General features: G+C 60.5%; 13 protein-coding genes. 8 read left to right on the top strand and 5 right to left on the bottom strand.

Translation table 11 applies throughout. From position 1 onward, the window contains the following. Positions 1–35: 35 nt before the first annotated feature. Both HWX48_RS05995 and glnA read right to left on the bottom strand, forming a co-directional pair. Positions 36–1,880 (bottom strand): long-chain fatty acid--CoA ligase, encoded by a 1,845-nt coding sequence (locus HWX48_RS05995; protein WP_175955576.1) that lies wholly within the window; start codon positions 1,878–1,880, stop codon positions 36–38. A gap of 99 nt (positions 1,881–1,979) precedes the next feature. After that, positions 1,980–3,404 (bottom strand): type I glutamate--ammonia ligase, encoded by a 1,425-nt coding sequence (glnA, locus tag HWX48_RS05990; protein ID WP_175955575.1) that lies wholly within the window; start codon positions 3,402–3,404, stop codon positions 1,980–1,982. A 162-nt stretch (positions 3,405–3,566) separates the two neighbouring features. On the opposite strand from glnA, the gene uvrC reads away from it, so the two are divergent. The 8 genes from uvrC to secG all read left to right on the top strand — a co-directional run bounded on the left by uvrC (position 3,567) and on the right by secG (position 12,446). Continuing rightward, complete coding sequence (uvrC, locus tag HWX48_RS05985; protein ID WP_175955574.1) at positions 3,567–5,702, top strand: excinuclease ABC subunit UvrC; 2,136 nt, start codon at positions 3,567–3,569, stop codon at positions 5,700–5,702. Positions 5,703–5,738: 36 nt separating this feature from the next. Next, entirely contained in the window at positions 5,739–6,686 is a 948-nt protein-coding gene (rapZ, locus tag HWX48_RS05980) for an RNase adapter RapZ (protein ID WP_175955573.1), read from the top strand. A 1-nt stretch (position 6,687) separates the two neighbouring features. Then, complete coding sequence (gene yvcK, locus HWX48_RS05975) at positions 6,688–7,692, top strand: uridine diphosphate-N-acetylglucosamine-binding protein YvcK (protein WP_175955570.1); 1,005 nt, start codon at positions 6,688–6,690, stop codon at positions 7,690–7,692. A gap of 27 nt (positions 7,693–7,719) precedes the next feature. Further along, a complete protein-coding gene (whiA, locus tag HWX48_RS05970; RefSeq protein ID WP_175955568.1) occupies positions 7,720–8,703 on the top strand; it encodes a DNA-binding protein WhiA in 984 nt (327 codons plus the stop codon). 217 nt (positions 8,704–8,920) lie between these two features. Then, a complete protein-coding gene (gene gap / locus HWX48_RS05965; protein WP_175955566.1) occupies positions 8,921–9,925 on the top strand; it encodes a type I glyceraldehyde-3-phosphate dehydrogenase in 1,005 nt (334 codons plus the stop codon). Between the two features lie 127 nt (positions 9,926–10,052). Beyond that, positions 10,053–11,243 (top strand): phosphoglycerate kinase, encoded by a 1,191-nt coding sequence (pgk, locus tag HWX48_RS05960; protein WP_175955564.1) that lies wholly within the window; start codon positions 10,053–10,055, stop codon positions 11,241–11,243. Next, positions 11,244–12,026 (top strand): triose-phosphate isomerase, encoded by a 783-nt coding sequence (tpiA, locus tag HWX48_RS05955; RefSeq protein ID WP_175955700.1) that lies wholly within the window; start codon positions 11,244–11,246, stop codon positions 12,024–12,026. Between the two features lie 174 nt (positions 12,027–12,200). Then, the gene (gene secG / locus HWX48_RS05950; RefSeq protein WP_254872983.1) at positions 12,201–12,446 is read left to right on the top strand and encodes a preprotein translocase subunit SecG; all 246 of its coding nucleotides are present in this window, start codon (positions 12,201–12,203) and stop codon (positions 12,444–12,446) included. A gap of 168 nt (positions 12,447–12,614) precedes the next feature. Here secG and pgl read toward each other — a convergent pair whose 3' ends face one another. Genes pgl through zwf form a run of 3 tightly spaced genes read right to left on the bottom strand, consistent with a single transcriptional unit; the run spans position 12,615 to position 15,849 of the window. After that, complete coding sequence (gene pgl, locus HWX48_RS05945) at positions 12,615–13,343, bottom strand: 6-phosphogluconolactonase (RefSeq protein WP_175955560.1); 729 nt, start codon at positions 13,341–13,343, stop codon at positions 12,615–12,617. Beyond that, positions 13,340–14,326: a glucose-6-phosphate dehydrogenase assembly protein OpcA gene (locus tag HWX48_RS05940; protein WP_175955558.1), complete on the bottom strand. Its 987-nt coding sequence runs from the start codon at positions 14,324–14,326 to the stop codon at positions 13,340–13,342. The genes pgl and HWX48_RS05940 overlap by 4 nt, the downstream gene beginning before the upstream one ends. After that, a complete protein-coding gene (gene zwf / locus HWX48_RS05935; RefSeq protein WP_254872982.1) occupies positions 14,323–15,849 on the bottom strand; it encodes a glucose-6-phosphate dehydrogenase in 1,527 nt (508 codons plus the stop codon). The genes HWX48_RS05940 and zwf overlap by 4 nt, the downstream gene beginning before the upstream one ends. Between the last annotated feature and the right edge of the window lie 72 nt (positions 15,850–15,921).

Raw genomic sequence — 15,921 nt, 5'->3', positions numbered from 1 at the left:
GTGGGAGCACTTGTCTGCTCAGGAGCTCAGTGGGATCACTTGCGCTTGCCCGGCACTTCCGTCGGCACGTCAAGGCCGCTTTCGTAGAGGGCATCCACCTCGTGAGCGAAGTCGGCAACGACAGCAGAGCGACGCAGCTTCAGGGAAGGTGTGAGGTAGCCGTTTTCGACGGTGAAGGTCGTGTCAACGATGCGGAAACGACGGATCGACTCCGCACGGGAAACCTTCTTATTGGCGCGCATAATGGCCTTGCGCAGGGATTCTTGAACCTCAGGCAGGTCCGCGGCGCTGGAAGCGTCAACGACGTCGAGGCCGTGGGAGCTCAGCCATCCGGGCAGCATGTCGGGGTCCAGAGTAATAAGGGCACCAATGTAGGGACGGGCCTCACCGACGGCAACGACATGCCCAATAAGCGGGTGGGTGGCCAGGGAATCCTCAAGGATTTCGGGCGAGACATTCTTGCCGCCGGCGGTGACGATGATTTCCTTCTTACGGCCGGTGATGCGGATATTGCCCTTGCGATCCACCGAGCCCAGGTCGCCGGTGTGGAACCATCCGTCCTGGATAGCCTGGGCGGTTTCCTCGGGGAGGTTGTGGTAGCCCTGCATGACGGACACGCCCTTGATGAGGATTTCGCCCTCGTCGGAGATCTTCACCGCGTTACCGGGCAAGACCGGGCCAACTGTCCCCATGGGGCTGTAACCGGGCAGCTGAGCAGCGATCGGGCCAGTGGTTTCCGACAGGCCATACCCCTGGATGACGGTGATACCGGTGCCACCAAAGAAGTGTGCGAGTTCCAAGGAAAGCGGAGCGCCACCGCAGACAATGTACTCAAGATTGGGCCCCAGGACACTACGGACCTTGGAGAGCACGAGCTTGTCGGCAATGCTGTGGCGTGCGCGCAGCAGGGGAGAGGGGCCAAGCAGGCCTTCCTTCGCTGCAGACCAGTGCCGCGATTGCTTTGCCGACCAGCCGAAGATCTGACGCTTCAGGCCCGAACCGGCCTTCGCCGATGCTGCGTTGTAGACCTTCTCCAGAACGCGGGGAACAGCCAGCAAGATGGTGGGCTGGAAGGCTTCGATGTCGGTAAGCAGGCGCTTGACATCGGGGGAGAAGGCGATAACGCCACGTGCTGAAAGCAGTGCGTGCATGACGAAGCGTGCCAGCACGTGAGCAAGGGGCAGGAAGAGGAGCATGCGCACTGAAGGAGCGTCGATAACATCTGGCAGTGCCTGGCGGACGGCCTCGGTGGTGCCCACGAAGTTGCGGTGAGTGAGGACAACGCCCTTGGGTACACCCGTGGTGCCCGAGGTGTAGATGATGGTCGCCATGTCGTCAACGGTGAAATAGCGTGCGCGCTCATCGACGGCTGAGGGGGCAATATCGCGACCGGCGGTGAGGATCGTGCGCAGGGCGCCTCGGTCGAGGGCATCAATCGAACGGACGGAGGGGGCGTCAACGGATTCAACCAGCTCGGCCTGCTGAGCGGTAGCGGTAAAGACCTGGACCACCTGGGCGTCGTCAAGGATATGGCGGATCTGCGTGGTGGAGTCGGACTCGTAGATCGGCACAGTCACGGCGCCGATCGTGAGAATAGCGAGGTCAAGGAGCATCCACTCGTAGGAGGTGGAGGAGAGGATCGCGACCTTTTCTCCATTGTTGATGCCTAGGCCGATGAGGCCGCGGGCGACGTCTTCAACCTGGCGCTGCAAGTCGGAGGCGGTCACAGGCTGGCGGGCTCCAACAGAGGAGGTCTTTTCAACGACGATGGCGTCAGGGCTACGCTCGGCGCGCTTGCGAAGCATCGAGGGGATGGTGTCGTCTGCCTGGAGTGTGAATCGAGCTTTCTGGCTGAATGACCCGTCACGATGCTTCTTCATAGTCTCTCGCTATCTCGTGGGCGAAGTGATTTCAGTGAATCAACTTCACAGTTTGGAATAGTGTAATTCTACCGCTTTTCAGCCTGTCCGACTAACCCTTTACAGGTCGAAGTACAGCTGATACTCCAAGGGATGCGGGTAGACACGCATGGGCTCAACCTCATGGGTCATCTTGTAGTCAATCCAAGTCTCAATGAGGTCCTGAGTGAAGACATCACCCTCTGTCAAGAACTCATGATCCTCACGCAAAGCCTCCAACGCCGCTTCCAAAGAGTGGGGGAGCTTGGCAATATCCTCGTACTCCTCCGGCGGCAGCTCATAAAGATCCTTATCGATCGGCGCTGCGGGCTCCATACGGTTACGAATACCGTCGATACCCGCCATGAGGCAAGCCGCAAAGGCCAGGTAAGGGTTCGCCGAGGGATCAGGCACTCGATACTCAATGCGCTTGGCCTTCGGAGAGGTGCCCGTCACGGGAATACGGATACACGCAGAACGGTTACCCGCCGAATAGACGAGGTTAATCGGCGCCTCGAAGCCCGGCACCAGTCGACGATAGGAATTCAAAGACGGATTCGTGAAGGCCAAAAGGGCAGGAGCGTGGGCGAGCAGACCGCCAATGAACCAGCGAGCGGTATCCGACAAGGAACCATAGCCGCGCTCGTCGTAGAAGAGCGGCTCGCCATCCTTCCACAGGGACAGGTGCGTGTGCATACCTGAGCCATTGTCACCAAAGATGGGCTTGGGCATGAAGGTTGCAGTCTTGCCGTATTGGAAGGCGGTGTTCTTAATGACGTACTTGAACTTCATCATGTCGTCAGCGGCAGCCATGAGCGAGGCGAAACGGTAGTTGATCTCATGCTGCCCTGCGGCACCGCACTCGTGATGGGAGCGCTCAAGGTGCAGGCCCACCCGCGTGAGGTTGGTGGCCATCTGGTCGCGAAGGTCATGATCGCGGTCCGAAGGAGAGACAGGGGAGTAGCCACCCTTATTCCGCAGACGGTAGCCGAGGTTACCCCCAGGTTCAATGGTCGCCGTATTCCACGGAGCTTCGGAAGAATCAAGGGCGTAGAACGTGTGATTCTGGCTCACCTGGTAGCGCACGTCGTCGAAGATGAAGAACTCCGCTTCAGCGCCGACGTAGCACGTGTCGGCAATGCCCGTGGCACGTAGGAAAGCCTCAGCCTTCGCGGCAACCTGACGAGGGTCGCGCGAGAAGGGCTCATCGGTAAAAGGATCAACGATGGAGAAGAGAATGATGAGGGTCTTTGCCGCGCGGAAGGGATCAACGTAGGCCGAGCTCAGATCGGGGATGAGCTTCATATCGGACTCATGGATAGCGGCAAAACCGCGAATCGAGGAGCCATCAAACATCAGGCCATCGGTCATGCCCGCATTGCAGAACTCCGCAGCCGGGACGGTGAGGTGCTGCTGAACGCCCACAAGGTCACAGAATCGCACGTCAACGTACTCAATCCCCTGAGATTCGATGAAGTCGATAACTTCTTGAGAGTCTGCGAACATGGGGGTCCTTCCACAGGGAATGGTACGGATTGCGCTTTGAAATGGCCCACAGGGCCACCTAAAGACACATCAAAAACACAACAAAGCAATCCTACTCCCGCTCCTTGGGCCACAGCCTTGACCATTCCGCATCCTGGTCGTAAGACGACTAGGCTTATCGGCGTGGCTGACCCAATGACCTACCGCCCTCGTACCGGCGATATCCCCACAGAACCCGGGGTGTATCGATTCCGCGACGAGCAGGGCCGCGTCATCTACGTCGGGAAGGCAAAGAATCTTCGCCAACGCCTGACCAATTACTTCCAAGATCTCAGCCAACTCCACCCACGCACCCAACAGATGGTGACCACCGCCTGCTCAGTGCAATGGACTGTCGTCGCCTCCGAAATTGAAGCCCTCACCCTCGAATTCCAGTGGATCAAGGAATTCAACCCACGCTTTAATGTCATGTTCAAGGACGACAAGTCCTACCCCTACCTCGCGGTGTCCCTCGGAGAGCGCTACCCGCGCGTCCAAATCACCCGCAAGATTCACCAACGCGACACGAAATGCTACGGCCCCTACACCCACGTGTGGGCCATCCGCGAAACCATCGATCTTCTTCTTCGCGCCTTCCCTATGCGGACATGTTCCACAGGTGTCTTCAACCGAGCACTCGCCCAACAACGCCCCTGTCTCCTGGGCTACATCGACAAGTGCGCAGCCCCCTGCACCGGCAAAATCTCTGAAGCCGATCACCGTCAGCTTGCCGAGAACCTCTGCGACTTCATGGACGGACGCGCCCGGCCGTTCATCCGTGCCCTCGAAGAGCAAATGCGCGAAGCCTCCGACGAATGGGACTTTGAAAGAGCCGCAAAGCTCCGCGATGATATCGCCGCCCTCACCACCGTCCTCGAAAAGAACTCCATCGTTTTGAGCAACGGAACTGACGCCGATATCTTCGCCCTCGCCCACGATGAACTCAACGCCGCCGTCCACGTGTTCTACGTGCGTGGCGGGCGTATTCGCGGCACCCGCGGTTGGGTACTTGACCGTCTCGACGACGCTGACGAGCACGCCCTCATGGCGCGCCTCCTCGAACAGGTCTACGCCGACGTGCCACCCGCACAAACCCCCCTCCGAGGCCGCCCCTCCCAGCGGGCCGAGGCCGTCTCCGTCGACGACATCGCCCACACCCCGACATCCGCTCTCCCTCGAGACGTGTATGTCTCCGTCAAGCCCGAGGACCGCGACTCTCTGCAAGCATGGCTCACCCAGCTCCGTGGCGCGAAGGTCTCCATTACCGTCCCTCAACGAGGAAAGGTCTCAGACCTGTTGGCGACGGTACACAAAAACGCCGAACACGCTCTCGAATTACATAAGACGCGCCGAGCAGGCGACCTCAGCGAACGCGCGAAAGCCCTCGAAGAACTTGCGCGCGAACTTGACCTTCCCACAGCACCCCTGCGTATTGAGTGTTTCGACATCTCCCACACCCAAGGTCAACACCAGGTCGCATCCATGGTCGTCTTCGAAGATGGCATGCCCCGCAAAGATGCCTACCGCAGTTTCAACCTCGCCCCCGTCAACGGCCAGCCCCTTGACGACACGGCAGCCATGGCTCAGACGCTGACCCGACGCTTCAAGCGGCTCCTCGCAGAAGAAGCTGGACAGGCGGGGGAGGACGAGGAGGGTGTGGCTTACAGCAGCGGGCCCGTCGATCCCTCCACCGGCCGACCGCGGCGCTTCTCCTACCGTCCTGACCTCCTCGTCGTTGACGGTGGCCTGCCTCAGGTCAATGCAGCCCGCGCCACCCTGGATGAAATGGGCATCGACATTCCCCTGGTGGGCCTGGCCAAACGCCTTGAAGAAGTGTGGATGCCCGGCGACCCCTACCCGCTGATTCTCTCGCGCGCCTCCGCAGGCCTCTACCTGCTGCAATACATTCGCGACGAATCCCACCGCTTCGCCATCACCAAACACCGCGCAAAACGAGGCCGCGCCCAAACGCGTTCCATCCTTGATGACATTCCCGGACTTGGTCCCGCCCGCCAAAAGGCACTGCTCACGCGCTTCGGCTCCGTCAAACGCCTTCGCCAGGCCAGCGTCGATGAAATATGCTCTGTCCCAGGAATTGGAGCTCTCCTCGCCCAGACCATTGTTGACGCATTGGCGCAGACCACGCCTGGCACATCGCCACCAAGCGCAGCGACGGCGACACCCTCGTCACACGCCGACGACATGCCTGCGGCGCCAACCAACGGCACGGATCAACGGCCCCAACTAACGACGCAGACATCCACCCCCACAACGCGGTAGCCTTAACACACACTCACAGGAAGGAGCGATGACGCAATGACCTACCCTGGCGACGATCCCAACCCTCTCACATTCCCGAGCGGCATTCCCCTTCTTGATAAAGCTGCCCAGGCACCCCACCCAGCCGACAACGAGATCCTCATCATCACCGGCCGCTCCGGAGCGGGTAGAACCGGCGCAGCCCGCGCCCTTGAGGACCTCGACTGGTACGTCGTTGACAATCTTCCCCCCACACTGATTCCTGCCGTCATCGGAATGATGACCCCGTCCGGAGAGGGTGTCCACCGCCTAGGCCTCGTCGTTGACGTCCGCTCCGGCGCCTTCTTTAACGACCTGCTCACCATCCTCGACGAGCTGCGCGACGGCGGCCTACCCTACAGGCTCATTTTCCTCGAAGCTGACGACCAAACGATCATTCGGCGCTATGAGTCAAACCGCCGCCCCCCCCCCCTCCAAGATGAAGGCACCATTTTGGACGGTATTCGTGCCGAAGACCGCCTGCTAGCTCCGATTCGTGCCCGCGCCGACGAAATCATCGACACGACCCATATGAATGTGCACGACCTCTCCCGTCATATCCGCGACGTCGTCGCCGGAGAGAAGGATCGTCCCCTGCAACTCACCGTGATGTCCTTCGGCTTCAAATACGGCCTGCCAATGGACGCCAACCATGTCCTTGACGTGCGCTTCCTCAAAAACCCCTACTGGGTGGGGGAGCTGCGCCACCTCACAGGCAGGGATGCGCCCGTCGCTGAATACGTGCTCAATCAGCCTGGGGCTCGCGACTTCGGCCTGCGTTACGCCGATCTATTAGCCCCCATGTTGCGCGGCTACCTCTCTGAACTCAAGCCTTTTGCCACCGTGGCCGTTGGCTGTACAGGCGGCAAACATCGTTCTGTAGCCCTGACCGAATTGATCGCGGAGCGCCTACGGGAACACGGTTTCGCCGTGCGCGTTTCTCACCGCGACCTAGGGAGAGAATGAGATGTCCTACCTCGATAAAGACGGATGGCCTGTGCGCGGCGAGGTCGGTCAAGCAGTTGTTGCCCTGGGCGGCGGACACGGCCTGTCAGCAACTCTGCGGGCGCTGCGTCATATTACGCGTTCGCTGACCGCTGTTGTCACCGTTGCCGATGATGGCGGGTCCTCTGGTCGACTACGCTCGGAGATGGATATTTTGCCTCCCGGTGACCTGCGGATGGCCCTGGCCAGCCTATGTGAAGAATCCGAGTGGGGACTCACGTGGCGCGACGTCATGCAGCACCGCTTGGACTCCTCCGGGCCTCTGGAAGGTCACGCCCTGGGTAATCTCCTCATTACGGGCCTGTGGCAGCTGCTGGGAGATACCGTCGAGGGCCTGGATTGGGTTGGCCGCCTACTCGGCGCCCAAGGCCGTGTCTTGCCTATGGCTGCGGTACCTCTGGATATTGAAGCGCAGCTGCGCCAGGGGGACACGGTACGCACCGTCCGCGGCCAGAGTCATGTTGCGAAGGCGCCCGGCGTTGTCGAACATGTTCGCATTCTCCCGGAGGATCCCCCTGTCCACAAGGATGTCATTGACGCCATCCACGGGGCTGACTGGGTGATTCTTGGCCCCGGTTCGTGGTACACCTCGGTACTGCCACATCTGATGGTGCCTGAATTGCGGCGTGCCCTTGTGACAACGGACGCGCATCGCGCTCTGATAATGAACCTTGCCTCGCATACAGATGAAACTGAGGCAATGACCACAGCGGATCATATTCGAGTTTTGGCCCACTATGCTCCAGACTTAAAGCTTGATGTTGTCGTGGCTGACCCAACAGTTACTGACGACATTGATGATCTCATTGCCGCTGCGAGCCAGATGGGTGCGCGCGTGCTGCTACGCCAGGTGCGGACGGGGGATGGGCAACCCCATCATGATCCTTTGCGTTTGGCGGCAGTCTTGCGTGACGCCTTCGATGGATTCCTCGGCGAGGTGGGTAAACACGAGCCTTGGCTCGCCTAGATTCCGACTTGTGGGGAAGGACCTCTTGTGTCATTAACGACCGACATGAAAGAAGAACTTGCGCGGACTCGCGTGAGTTCCCTGTCGGCCATGGCTGCCGAAGTCGCGACGACTCTGCGTTTCTCGGGCGGCCTGCATTTGGTTGCTGGCCGGATCATTGTTGAGGCTGAACTCGATACGCATATTGCTGCTAAGCGCCTCATGCGTTTCATTGCGGGAATGTATAACGCCGAGTCGGATATCGTCATTGTCTCTGCAGGTGGGCTGCGTCGCGGGAACCGTTACGTCGTGCGCGTCGTGAAGGAGGCCGACCAGCTGGCCCGGATGACGGGCCTCATTGACAGTTTTGGCCGTCCGGTGCGCGGCCTTCCCCCGTCACTCGTGGCTTCGGGGAATGAAGAGGCCGCCGCAGCATGGCGAGGTGCATTCCTGGCGCGCGGTTCGCTGTTGGAGCCCGGGCGATCTTCTTCCCTTGAGGTCACATGCCCCGGCCCTGAGGCTGCTCTTGCTTTGGTGGGCTGTGCACGGCGCCTCGGTGCCCCGGCTCGTTCGAAAGAAGTGCGTGGGACGGACCGCGTGTCGGTCCGCGATGCCGACGCAATTGGCGTGCTTATTGCTGCGATGGGCGGCGTTGAAACCCACAAGGTCTGGCAGGAGCGTAAGGTTCGCCGGGAGGCACGCGGGTCGGCGAATCGTCTGGCGAACTTTGATGATGCGAATCTTCGTCGTTCGGCGAGGGCGGCGGTGGCAGCTGGTGCTCGCGTGCAGCGCGCTTTCGAGATCCTTGGCGATGACATTCCCGAGCATCTTCGTGAGGCTGGCCGTCTACGTTTGGAGCATAAGCAGGCTTCACTTGAGGAGTTGGGGAAGCACACTGATCCTCCCTTGACCAAGGATGCTGTTGCGGGGCGTATTCGTCGCCTCTTGGCAATGGCGGATAAGGCTGCTCATGAGCGTGGAATTCCCGACACTGAGGCTGTCCTTACTTTGGACATGCTTGAGGATGACTAAGTAAATGACAGATCTTTCATTGTGAGGTCCTCGCCGCTAGAATGTGGCGAGGACCTCAACCTATGGCTATAGGGGCCGTACGGCCCGGTCATATCCCCCGAAGGGGTGTAGATTTAGAGGTGCACAATCGCAGGACATCTGCGAGCCGCGTTGTCATCCCGATGGCGCGGTAGCTCAGAAACTGTGCCCTATTGAGGGCACTAGCAGGAGGACAATAGTGACCACCCGCGTTGGTATCAATGGCTTTGGCCGCATCGGCCGCAACTTCTTCCGCGCCGCTCTGCAGCAGGGCGCAGATATCGAGATCGTTGCCATCAACGACCTCACCGACAACAAGACCCTCGCACACCTGCTCAAGTACGACTCCATCCTGGGTCGTCTCGATGCTGAGATCAGCTACGACGATGAGTCCATCACCGTCAACGGCCACCGCATCGTTGCCCTCGCTGAGCGCGATCCCGCCAACCTCCCCTGGGGCGAGCTTGGCGCTGACATCGTGATCGAGTCCACCGGCTTCTTCACCGATGCCAACAAGGCAAAGGCCCACATCGACGGTGGCGCCAAGAAGGTCATCATCTCCGCTCCCGCGAAGAACGAAGACGGCACCTTCGTCATCGGCGTGAACTGCAAGTCCTACGACCCCGCCGTTCACAACATCATCTCGAACGCTTCGTGCACCACCAACTGCCTCGCTCCTCTGGCCAAGGTTCTCGACGAGAACTTCGGCATTGAAGCTGGCCTCATGGTCACCATCCACGCCTACACCGGCGATCAGCGTCTCCACGATGCTCCCCACTCGGACCTGCGCCGCGCTCGCGCCGCTGCCCTGAGCATCGTCCCCACCTCCACCGGTGCTGCTAAGGCCGTCTCCCTCGTTCTGCCCCAGCTCAAGGGCAAGCTTGACGGCTACGCAATGCGTGTTCCGGTTCCCACCGGCTCCGTCACCGACCTCACCTTCAAGCCCTCCAAGCCCTGCACCGCTGAAGAGGTCAACGCTGCCGTTAAGGCTGCCGCTGAAGGCGATCTCAAGGGCATCCTGGCCTACACCGAAGAACCCATCGTCTCCGCTGACATCGTCACCGATCCTCACTCCTCGATCTTCGATGCTCAGCTCACCAAGGTCATCGACGATCAGGTCAAGGTTGTCTCCTGGTACGACAACGAATGGGGCTACTCCAACCGCCTCGTTGAGCTCACCGTTCTGGTTGGCTCCAAGCTCTGATCTTCACGTTTAACGTGACGAGCACATGAGGAACGCCCGCGCACGCACCGCGTGCGCGGGCGTTCCTCGTCTCTTCATCTTCCCACCGGCACCGTTCCACGGTGCCCCCGCGTGAAAGGCATGGTTCATGAGGACCATCGAAACCCTCGGCGATCTGCGCGGCAAGCGCGTTCTCGTTCGTTCCGACTTCAACGTTCCGCTCAAGGATGGTGTCATCACCGACGACGGCCGCATCCGTGCAGCACTGCCCACCCTGAACACCCTTCTCGAAGCTGGTGCGAAGGTTGTCATCATGGCTCACATGGGCCGCCCCAAGGGCGAGGTTAACCCCGCTTTCTCCCTCGCTCCCGTCGCGCAGCGCCTCGGTGAACTCATCGACGCCAAGGTCACCCTTGCCGACGACGTCACCGGTGAGTCCGCTAAGGCCACCGTTGAGGCTCTTGAAGAGGGCGAAATCGCCCTCCTGGAGAACGTCCGCTTCGATCCTCGCGAGACCTCCAAGGTTGACGAAGAGCGCGAAGAACTCGCCCGCGAGTTCGCCGCCCTCGGCGATGTCTTTGTCTCAGACGGCTTTGGCGTGGTGCACCGCAAGCAGGCTTCTGTCTATGACATCGCCAAGCTCGTGCCTTCAGCCTCGGGTCTGCTCGTCCTCAAGGAGATCGACTCCCTGCGTCGCGCCACCGACAATCCCGAGCGTCCCTACGCCGTAGTTCTGGGCGGCTCGAAGGTCTCCGACAAGCTCGGTGTGATCGCGAACCTCCTCACCAAGGCCGACATGCTCTTCATCGGCGGCGGCATGGCCTACACCTTCCTTGCAGCCAAGGGCTACTCGGTTGGCAAGTCCCTCCTCGAAGAGGATCAGATTGAGACCGTCAAGGGCTACATTGCTGAGGCTGCCGAGCGTGGCGTTGACCTCGTCTTGCCCGTCGACACCCTCGTTGCCCCTGAGTTCGCAGCTGACGCTCCCGCAAGCGTTGTGACCGTCGACGCGATCCCCGCTGACCAGATGGGTCTGGATATCGGCCCTGAGTCCCAAAAGCTTTTCGCTGACAAGCTTGCGACCGCCAAGACCGTGGCCTGGAACGGCCCCATGGGCGTCTTCGAGTTCGAGGCTTTCTCAGGCGGCACCCGCGCCGTCGCTGAGGCTCTTTCCACTGGCGACATGTTCTCTGTGATCGGTGGCGGCGACTCCGCTGCAGCCGTTCGCCTCCTCGGCTTCGACGAAGCCACTTTCTCTCACATCTCCACCGGCGGCGGCGCCTCCCTCGAACTCCTTGAGGGTAAGGTTCTGCCCGGTATCGCAGTTCTGGAGGACTGAATCATGGCACGTACCCCGCTGATGGCAGGCAACTGGAAGATGAACCTCGATCACCTCGAGGCCAACCACCTCATCCAGGGCCTGGCAATGGAACTGAAGGACCGCGAGCACGACGTCACCAAGTGTGAGGTCCTTGTCGTTCCTCCCTTCACCGATATCCGCACCGTCCAGACCGTTGTTGAGGCTGACGAGCTCGCTGTGAAGTACGGCGCTCAGGACGTTTCCATCCACGACAATGGTGCGTACACCGGTGAAATCTCCACCGCTATGCTCTCCAAGCTTGGCTGCACCTACGTGCTCATGGGCCACTCGGAGCGTCGTGAGTACCACAGCGAGTCCGACCAGCTCGTTGGCGCTAAGGCCCGCAAGGTCCTCGACGCTGGGATGACCCCCGTGCTGTGCTGCGGTGAAGCTCTCGACATCCGTAAGGCCGGCACCCACGTTGAGTTCGTACTCGGCCAGATCCGTGCAGCCCTCGACGGATGGAGCGCTGAGGACGTTGCCAAGATCGTTATCGCCTACGAGCCCATCTGGGCCATCGGCACCGGCGAAACCGCCACCGCCGAAGACGCGCAGGAAGTCTGCGGCGCTATCCGCGAAGCTCTGCGCGCCGACTACGGCGACGCCACCGCCGATGCTACCCGCGTGCTTTACGGTGGCTCCGCTAACCCCGGCAATATCAAGGACCTGATGGCCCAGCCCGATATTGACGGTGCTCTCATTGGTGGCGCATCCCTGAAGGCTGATTCCTTCGCTCAGATGTGCACCTACTACGCTTCCTGAATGATTAAGGTCGGCCCTGAGAGTCGGCCACCTCAGTAAGCACTGCGGCTGTGGGCCAATCGGCATGTCCGGTTGGCCCACAGCCGCATTTAACGACTACACTAGATGTGTTATGCGGCCTTCTCATCAAGGTCGCCCTGGCCGTTATTCATCTCATCGGATCGGATTTACACCGTGGCAGTTCTTAAGGTCGCCCTCCTGGTGCTCATCGTGCTCTCCAGCTTGCTGCTCATGCTGACTGTTCTCATGCATAAGGGTCGCGGTGGCGGCATCTCGGACATGTTCGGTGGTGGCATCTCTTCGACCGCAGGGTCCTCTGGCGTAGCCGAACGTAACCTCAACCGCATCACCATCGGCATCCTCACCGTCTGGACGACCTGCATCGTTGCCTACGGCATCCTCTTGAAGTTCGGACTCTGATCCGTTCTTCCCCAAAACATGGGTGGTGCCGCCGAGCGACTCGCTCGGCGGCACCACTATTTCGTAGGAAACCCCTGAAATCATCCACGTTTCATAGAGCGCGCGATGATTCCAGGGACCTGCCAGTGACGCAGGAAGTCATTGCCCAAGGTCACGACGGTTCGTTCCTCAGAGCTCGGCGGCAGCAGCCTCATCAAGGTACCAGCGCGTGTCTTCCCGGTGACGCAAAGCCGCAACGGGAAGCTCACCAGTGTTCACGCCCTCGGCAAAAGCCGCACCCAGAACACCTGCCTTCGCCTCACCAGCTGCAGCAAGATAGAGGCGTTGCGTTGAGAGGATGACCGGCATGCTCAGCGACAACCGCTGGGGCGGAGGCTTCGGAGAGTCATCCACCGCGATAATCGCCCGGCTCTCTGCTGGATCGTACATGCCCGGGAAAAGGCTGGCGATATGCCCATCGGGGCCCATACCCAGCACTGCGACATCAAGACTCCGTGTAGCCATCACGGTATTCCACTGCTCGGTGAAGTCCTCACACGCCTGCGCGAGCCCTTGCCCATTGTCAGTGGGCATAGGGACGCTCCGCACGCCCTCAATGCGGTCGAGGAGGAAACGATGTGCCTCCTCGTCATTACGGTCAGGGTCACCTGCAGGGACAAAACGCTCGTCGCACCACCAGAAGCGCACCTTGCTCCAATCGATGCCTTCACCCGCCTGAGCAAGCGCCGGCAAGACAGTGGTGGCAACGAAACCCCCGGCTATCGCGATCTCAACGGGCGTGTCCTCACTGCGGCGCTCAGCCTGAACCTGAATATGATGAGCGAGGTCCTGAGCCAGCGACAAGGCGAGAGCAGCAGGATCAGGGGAGATCACCATCTTGCGTGCAGGAAGGTTCATCGCTCAGCCCCTTCAGTGTCAGGTTCTTCCGCACCGCAATGCGCAGGTATCACTCCGGAGGTGAAGGGAAAGCGCTCAAGAGCGCCCAGAATATTCCCGTAGAACACATCAGGGTCGAGACGACGCAGTTCTTCCATCAGGCAGTCTTGGACGGCGCGACGCGGGAGGTTGACAAAGGCCGTATCGAAGCCACTGCGTTGCAGGTGCGCCACGGAAGACCCCGCCCTACGCGTGAGAGCCACCTCACGTCCGTCAGCAAACTCAAAGTGCACGCCGGTAATTGTCTGCGCGTCGGCGTCAACCTCGTGGACGGTGGGAATACCAAGCTTGAAGTCCAGCCACGCGGCAATAAGGAAGGAGGAAGGGTGGGTGGCATGCCCTGTGACACGGATGCGTTCAGGGATCGTCTCGAAATCCTCAACGATAGTGGCTAAGAGCGCACGCCACAGCGTCACGCCCGACCAAGCGAGGTCGGTATCGCCGGGGGAGTAAACCGCACCCAGAGCGCGGATGGCATCCATCGGGCACTGCGCCGAACGACTGTCAGTAATGCGACGCGCGGCGAGTCTGCCCAGCGGATGAGCGCTGGGGGTTGGCGGGGGAGTGTCCGGCCAGTAGGTGACCACCGGAGTGTCAGGTAGCAGCAGAGGGGCGACCAAGGACGCGAGGTCGGTTGCCGCTGCCCCACGAGGCTCAAGCACGACGACATCCGAAGCGCCTGCCGAATCACCCACGCGGATCTGGGCGTTGAAACGGGCAGGGCCATCAATACTGCCCGAGTCGACGACGACAATCACTCGACAGGGATGTTCACGCGATGCCGCGTCAGAAATCTCGATGGCACGCTCGACATCCAGTACATCGGAAACGACGACAATGAGCGTGAGCACGCGGCCCAGAGTGGCCGATCCGCCTTCTTCACGCAGGGCGACGATCCGCGAAGCAATCTCAGAAGACGTGGTGTCTTTCAGGGTAATAATCACGGGTTCCTCCAAGCCCGGCCATCGCGGGCCATCATCTCGTGAGCGGATTCGGGACCCCAGGAACCGGGGCTGTACTGGTCGGGAGCACCTTGGCTCTCCCAGTGTTCAAGAACAGGGTCAAGGATCTTCCATGACAACTCAACCTCCCGCTGGTGGGGGAAGAGCGGTGCTGAGCCCACCAGGGCGTCAAGGATGAGTCGCTCATAGGCTTCCGGAGAGTCCTCGGTGAAGGCGTGACCGTAGCCGAAGTCCATGGTCACGTCTCGCACCTGCATCTGCGTGCCGGGAACCTTCGCGCCAAAACGCAGGGTCATCCCCTCATCGGGCTGGACACGCACGACGAGGACGTTCTGTCCCGCCTCGGTCGCATCGGAGTTCTCGAAGGGCGTGTGGGGCGACTTCTTAAAGACAATGGCGATCTCGGTGACACGCTTGCCCAGACGTTTACCGGAGCGCAGGTAGAAGGGAACGCCCGCCCAGCGCCGAGTATCGACAAACACCTTGATCGCAGCGAAGGTTTCAGTGTGGGAATCTGGCGCGATACCGTCCTCTTCGAGGAAGCTCTTGACCTCCACGCCACCCTGCCAGCCGGCAGCATACTGGCCGCGGGCGGTAGAAGCTGTGAGATCCTCTGGCAGCCGGATAGCTGAGAGGACCTTTTCTTTTTCTGCGCGAAGCTCGCTTTGGGTCAGTCGAACGGGTTCTTCCATTGCGGTGAGCGCCAGAAGCTGGAGCAGGTGGTTTTGAATAATGTCGCGGGCGGCGCCAATGCCGTCGTAATAGCCTGCGCGCGTGCCGATGCCGATTTCTTCGGCCATGGTGATCTGCACGTGATCGACGTAGTTCGCATTCCACAGGGGTTCAAACATGGCGTTGGCAAAACGCATGGCGAAGAGGTTCTGGACGGTTTCCTTGCCCAGGTAGTGGTCGATGCGGAACACATCAGACTCGTCAAAGACGCGGCCGACAACCTCGGAGAGTTCCTGTGCGGATTCGAGATTGTGCCCGAAAGGCTTTTCGACAATGACACGACGCCATTCCTTGCCCTGACGCGCATTCAATCCCGATTCAGCAAGGCGTTCGCAGACGATAGGGAAGTAGGCTGGGGGAATAGAGAGGTAGAAGGCGTGGTTGCCGCCGGTGCCACGTGAGCGGTCAAGCTCGGCAACGGTTTCTGCCAGTCGGCGGTAGCCTTCGGGGTCGTCAAAGGAGCCGGGAACGAAGCGTAGACCGTCGGCAAGCTGACGCCAGGTGCGTTCGTTGAATTCCGTGCGGGCGTACTTTTCGATGGCTTGGCGGACGAAGTCTTCAAAATCGCCGTTGTCCCAGTCGCGCCGCGCGAAGCCGGTGAGGGCGAATGCGGGGTTGAGGAGGCCGCGGTTGACAAGGTCGTAGATGGCCGGCAGTAGTTTCTTTCGGGCGAGGTCACCCGTAATGCCGAAAATGACCAGGGAACAGGGTGGGGCAATACGAGGCAGTCGACGGTCATCCTCGTCGTGCAAACGCAGTAGTGGGCGTTCCACAGCGGTCCTTTCAGGTGATGGACAAATACAACGCGCCGCGGGGGCGAATGGGCCTGTCCCCATCCGCCCCCG

It is taken from the genome of Schaalia sp. Marseille-Q2122, from assembly GCF_903645355.1.
GTDB lineage: Bacteria > Actinomycetota > Actinomycetes > Actinomycetales > Actinomycetaceae > Pauljensenia.
This window is presented reverse-complemented; position numbering and strand designations above follow the sequence as displayed.

Excerpts from the sequence above, each read along its gene's own strand:
- HWX48_RS05995 (WP_175955576.1), bottom strand. The coding sequence starts at position 1,880 with ATGAAGAAGCATCGTGACGGGTCATTCAGCCAGAAAGCTCGATTCACA.
- glnA (WP_175955575.1), bottom strand. The coding sequence starts at position 3,404 with ATGTTCGCAGACTCTCAAGAAGTTATCGACTTCATCGAATCTCAGGGG.
- rapZ (WP_175955573.1), top strand. The coding sequence starts at position 5,739 with ATGACCTACCCTGGCGACGATCCCAACCCTCTCACATTCCCGAGCGGC.
- yvcK (WP_175955570.1), top strand. The coding sequence starts at position 6,688 with ATGTCCTACCTCGATAAAGACGGATGGCCTGTGCGCGGCGAGGTCGGT.
- pgk (WP_175955564.1), top strand. The coding sequence starts at position 10,053 with ATGAGGACCATCGAAACCCTCGGCGATCTGCGCGGCAAGCGCGTTCTC.
- pgl (WP_175955560.1), bottom strand. The coding sequence starts at position 13,343 with ATGAACCTTCCTGCACGCAAGATGGTGATCTCCCCTGATCCTGCTGCT.